Raw genomic sequence first — 5,189 nt, forward strand, 5'->3', positions numbered from 1 at the left:
CCTGGCCCGGACGGGTGGCCGCGCTGATGGCGGCGCAGATCATGGCGGAGGTGGAACGGCACTCCGGGGCATCGGTGACGATCGAGACCGCGATCATGCAGAGGGTGCTGGAAGCCCATGTCCGCGAACAGCTCGACGCCCTCGCCGACCTCCGGGTCTCGCTTGCATGATGAGGATGACGACAACGACCTGACGGCCGACCTCGACCTCGGCTTCGACGGTGCCGAAGACCTTCTGAGGGTCTGGCGGCAGGGGATGCGCCCCGATCCGAACCTGACGGTGTCGGAATGGGCGGATCAGCATCGCTGGCTGTCGTCACGAGGCGCGGCGGAGCCGGGGCGCTATCGCACCGCCCGCGCGCCCTACCTGCGCGAAATCATGGATGCGCTCTCGCCCGGCCATCCCGCCCAGCGCATCACCTTCATGAAGGCCGCGCAGGTCGGCGCGACCGAGGCCGGGAACAACTGGATCGGTTTCGTCATCCACCACGCCCCGGGGCCGATGCTGGCGGTGCTGCCGAGCCTGGAACTGGCGAAGCGGACGTCGCGGGGCCGTCTTGATCCCCTGATCGCCGACAGCCCGGCGCTCCGCGAACGGGTAAACCCGGCCCGATCCCGCGATGCCGGGAATTCGATGCTATCCAAGGAATTCCCCGGCGGCATTCTGGTGCTGACCGGGGCGAACAGCGCAACCGGCCTGCGGTCGATGCCCGCGCGATACGTGTTTCTGGACGAGGTCGACGCCTATCCGGCCTCGGCCGACGAGGAAGGCGATCCGGTCACGCTGGCCGAGGCGCGGACCACGACTTTTTCGCACCGGCGTAAGGTGTTCATGGTCTCGACCCCGACAATCCGGGGGCTGTCGCGCATCGAGCGCGAGTTCGAGGCATCGGACCAGCGGCGCTACTTTGTCCCCTGTCCGCATTGCGGCACCATGCAATGGCTGCAGTTCGACCGGCTGCGCTGGGCGAAGGGGAAGCCCGAAACCGCCGCCTACCATTGCGAGGGTTGCGAACGACCCATCGCCGAGCACCACAAGACCGAGATGCTGGCCAAGGGAGAATGGCGGGCAACAGCGGTTTCCAGGGATCCGAAAGCCATCGGCTTCCACCTCTCGGCACTCTATTCGCCCTTGGGCTGGAAAAGCTGGTCCGACGTCGCGCGGGAATGGCTGGCGGCCCAAGGCTCGGACGAGACGCTGCGCGCGGCGCGCAACACGCTTCTCGGCGAGACATGGGTCGAAAGCGGCGATGCGCCAGAATGGCAACGGCTGGCGGATCGGCGCGAGGCCTGGAAGCCGGGCACGGTGCCGATGGCGGGGCTGTTCCTGACCGCCGGGGCGGACGTCCAGAAGGACCGGATCGAGGTTGATATATGGGCATGGGGTCGGGGGCTTGAGTCCTGGCTTGTCGATCACATCGTGATCCCGGGCGGCCCCGACGATCCAGCAGCCTGGGACAAGCTGACCGCCCTGCTCGGACGGTCGTGGCAACATGCCAACGGCGCCTTCATGACGGTTGCGCGGCTTGGCATCGATACCGGCTACGAGGCCGCGGCGGTCTACGCCTGGTCGCGCAAGGTGGGCTTCGAGCAGGTAGCGCCGCTGAAGGGCCTCGAGGGCTTCAACCGCGCCACGCCGGTCTCGGGGCCGACCTTCGTCGACGCCACCATCGGCGGCAAACGGCTGCGCCGCGGCGCCCGTCTCTGGTCGGTGGCCACGGCGACGTTCAAGGCGGAGACCTACCGCTTCCTGCGGATCGAACGGCCCTCGGATGAAGACCGGGTGCTGGGCGTGCTGGACGCTCCTGGCACCATCCACCTGCCCGGCTGGGCGGACACCGAATGGCTGAAGCAGCTGGTGGCCGAGCAACTGGTCACGATCCGCAACAAGCGCGGCTATGCCCATCAGGAATGGCAAAAGATGCGCGAACGGAACGAGGCGCTGGACTGCCGGGTCTACGCCCGTGCCGCGGCGTGGATCCTCGGTGCCGACCGATGGGACGAGGCCACCTGGCGGCGGCTCGAGGCGCAGGCTGGAGTGGAAACCCGCCTGCCTGCTGCGGCTGCACCTGACATCACACCACCCGACCCGGCCCAGCCCAAGGCCGGAACGCTGACAACGCCACGCCGGAAACGGCGGGCTTATACCCCGAACTTCATGAGGGACTGATGGACCTGGAACGCATGCAGGCCCTGCTGACCGCACTGCAGGAAGCCCGCTTCGCCGGGCTGCGCAGCGTCAGCTATGACGGCAAGACCGTGACCTATGGGTCGGATGCAGAACTGGCAGCGGCGATCAGGGATCTGGAAGGCCGGATTGCTACCGCGTCCGCCACGCCGCGCCAGCGCCGGTGGGGCACCGTGGCCAGCAAGGGTCTGTGACCATGGTGCTCGACGCCTTCCGTCAACGCCTCGGCAGCATCATCGGAGGCTTTGATGCCGCACAATCCCACCGGCGCATGCGCGGGTTCCGCGCCACCCGCGCGCATGTGAACACCCTGATCGCCGCCTCGGGCGAGACGATCACCGCCCGGGCCCGCTGGCTGGTGCGCAACAACGGCTACGCCGCGAACGCCGTCGATGCCTTCGCCAACCATGTCGTCGGCGATGGGATCAAGCCGTCCTCGAAGATCGCGGACGCCGCAAAGAAGGAGGAGCTGCAGAGGCTCTGGCTTGCCTGGACCGACGAGGCGGATGCCGAGGGTCTGACCGACTTCTTCGGCCTACAGCGCCGGGCCGCGCGTGAGGTGTTTCTGGCAGGCGAGGTCTTCCTGCGCATCCGCACTCGGCGCCCCGAAGATGGTCTGACCGTGCCGATGCAGCTGCAGATGCTGCCCTCGGAAATGCTGCCGCAGGATCTGACCCGCGTCCTGCCCGGGGCGGGATCGATCCGACAGGGGATCGAGTTTGATGGCATCGGCCGCCGCGTTGCCTATCACTTCCTGCGCCGCCATCCTGGCGACATGACCGACCCGGGGCTGGCGGGTGAAACAGTGCGCGTGCCCGCATCCGAGGTCATCCACATCCTCGACCCCGTCGAGGCAGGCCAGCTTCGCGGCGTCTCGCGCTTCGCCGCGGCGGTGGTGAAGCTGTTCACACTCGACCTCTACGACGACGCGGAACTGGAGCGAAAGAAGACCGCGGCGATGTTCGCGATGTTCATCACCTCCCCCGCTCCGGAAACCGCCCTCGATCCGGCCGAGGACGATCTGGAGGTGGAGCCCGGCCAGGTGGTGCGGCTGGACCCGGGCGAGGACGTGACCACGCCCTCCACCCCGGATTCTGGGTCCACCTACGAACCCTTCCAGTACCGCACGCTCCTGCAGATCGGGGCCGCGCTGGGCGTGCCCTATGGCTACCTGACCGGCGACACGGCGAAGGGGAACTTCTCGAACACGCGGATTGGGTTGGTGGACTTCCGCCGCCGCATCTCGGCGTTCCAGCATTCGGTCATGGTCTATCAGCTTTGCCGCGCCGTCTGGACGCGCTGGATGGACATGGCCGTGCTGGCAGGCGCCATCGACCTGCCGGGCTATGCCACCGACCGGCGCACCTGGCTCGCCTGTGACTGGCTTCCCACGAAATGGGACTGGATCGATCCGGCCAAGGATGCCTCGGCCGAGATCCTGCAGATCGAGGCGGGTCTGAAATCCCGCACGCAGGCCATCGCCGAGCGCGGCTATGACGCCGAACAGGTCGACCGGGAAATCGCCGCAGAACGCAAGCGCGAGGCGGAACTCGGGCTCGACTTCCGGCGGCCGGGATCGCCAGCGCAGGCGGCGAGTGGCGGCGCCGCGCCCGGTGTCACCGAGGGCCAGCGGCAGGATCAGCAGGATAGCGACGATCAGGAAGACGACGGCGAGGACCGGGAGCCCCGGCCCGCGGAGGAAGGATGATGCATCACACTCAGATCGCGCAGCGCGTCTTCAATACACCGCTGATGGTCAATCCTGCCAAGGCACTGGCCTTCCTGACCGGGCTTGGCCCCCGGATCACGGGGCGGGAGATCAGTATCGATGGCGTGGCCGTGGATCCAGAAGATCAGGCCACTGCCACCCTGCCCGCCCGGGCGTCGCTCTTCGGTGACGCCCTGACCAGCCGCCAGGCGAGGAACGGTGGCCAGCCCTTCGCGGTGGTCGAGGGGATCGCGGTCATCGAGATTGCCGGAACGCTGGTGCATCGCGGGGCGTGGATCGGACAGTCCTCCGGTCTGACCTCCTACGAGGGCATCGCCGCCCAGTTGCAGGCAGCGCTGGGCGACCCCGCGATCCGTGGCATTGCCCTCGACATCGACAGCTTCGGTGGAGAAGTCGCGGGGGCCTTTGACCTCGCCGACCGCATCCGAGCCGCTCGGACGCAGAAACCGATCCACGCCTTCGTCGCCGATCACGCCCTCTCGGCCGCCTATGCGCTGGCCTCGCAGGCCGACCGCATCATCCTTCCTCGCACTGGCGCCGTCGGCAGCATCGGCGTCGTGGCCATGCACAGCGACATGAGCGGGGCATTGGACCAGAAGGGCATCGCCGTCACGCTGATCCACGCTGGCGCCCGCAAGGTCGATGCGAACCCCTACCAGCCCCTGCCTGAGGCCGTCCGCACCCGGATCGCAGGCGAGTTGGAAGACCTCCGCCAGCTCTTCGCCGAAACCGTGGCGGAAGGGCGTGGGCGCCGCCTCGACACATTGCAGGCGCTGGGCACCGAAGCCGCCGTCTTCCGCGGGGAAGCCGCCGTCTTTGCCGGTCTCGCCGATGAGGTGGCGGACCCCGTCACCGCCTTCCGCGCTTTCGCCGCCGCACCTCGCGCCACAACCACCCCCAGAGGAAAGGACCTGATGATGACCACTGCCCCCGAAGATCATGCGCAGCCTCCGGCCGCGCCTGCCGCCAGCGCCCCGCAGGAACCGGCCCCGCCCGCGGCAATCGCACCGCCGCAAACCACGGCAGCCGCGATGTCGCCCGAGGCGATCCGCGCCGAGGCGGCGGAGGTCGCACAGGTCTGCGCGCAGGCCGCGCGCCTCGGCGTCCAGATCGATGCTGCCGATGCCGTGGCCAAGGGCGTGAAGCCGGAAGCGCTGCGCGCCAAGATCCTCGCCGATCTCGCGGCGCGCAGTGACGCCGCGGGCATCATCGCCACCGCTCCTGCCGCGGGCACCAAGGAAAGCCCCATCCTGGCTGCCGCGAAGAAATCGGC

At 68.4% G+C, this 5,189-nt stretch carries 4 protein-coding genes; all 4 read left to right on the plus strand.

From position 1 onward, the window contains the following. Positions 1-117 precede the first annotated feature (117 nt). A complete protein-coding gene (locus tag ACE3P6_RS07260) occupies positions 118-2,169 on the plus strand; it encodes a phage terminase large subunit family protein (RefSeq protein ID WP_374393244.1) in 2,052 nt (683 codons plus the stop codon). Next, positions 2,169-2,381: a phage head-tail joining protein gene (locus tag ACE3P6_RS07265; protein ID WP_374393246.1), complete on the plus strand. Its 213-nt coding sequence runs from the start codon at positions 2,169-2,171 to the stop codon at positions 2,379-2,381. The genes ACE3P6_RS07260 and ACE3P6_RS07265 overlap by 1 nt, the downstream gene beginning before the upstream one ends. Positions 2,382-2,383: 2 nt before the next feature. Then, a complete protein-coding gene (locus ACE3P6_RS07270) occupies positions 2,384-3,895 on the plus strand; it encodes a phage portal protein (RefSeq protein ID WP_374393249.1) in 1,512 nt (503 codons plus the stop codon). After that, a partial coding sequence (locus ACE3P6_RS07275; RefSeq protein WP_374393252.1) for a S49 family peptidase occupies positions 3,895-5,189 on the plus strand: 1,295 nt, incomplete at its 3' end. The genes ACE3P6_RS07270 and ACE3P6_RS07275, both read left to right, overlap by 1 nt.

The sequence above is a fragment of the Tabrizicola sp. genome, assembly GCF_041911175.1.
Classification (GTDB): Bacteria; Pseudomonadota; Alphaproteobacteria; order Rhodobacterales; family Rhodobacteraceae; genus Tabrizicola.

Excerpts from the sequence above, each read along its gene's own strand:
- ACE3P6_RS07270 (WP_374393249.1), top strand. The coding sequence starts at position 2,384 with ATGGTGCTCGACGCCTTCCGTCAACGCCTCGGCAGCATCATCGGAGGC.
- ACE3P6_RS07265 (WP_374393246.1), top strand. The coding sequence starts at position 2,169 with ATGGACCTGGAACGCATGCAGGCCCTGCTGACCGCACTGCAGGAAGCC.
- ACE3P6_RS07260 (WP_374393244.1), top strand. The coding sequence starts at position 118 with ATGTCCGCGAACAGCTCGACGCCCTCGCCGACCTCCGGGTCTCGCTTG.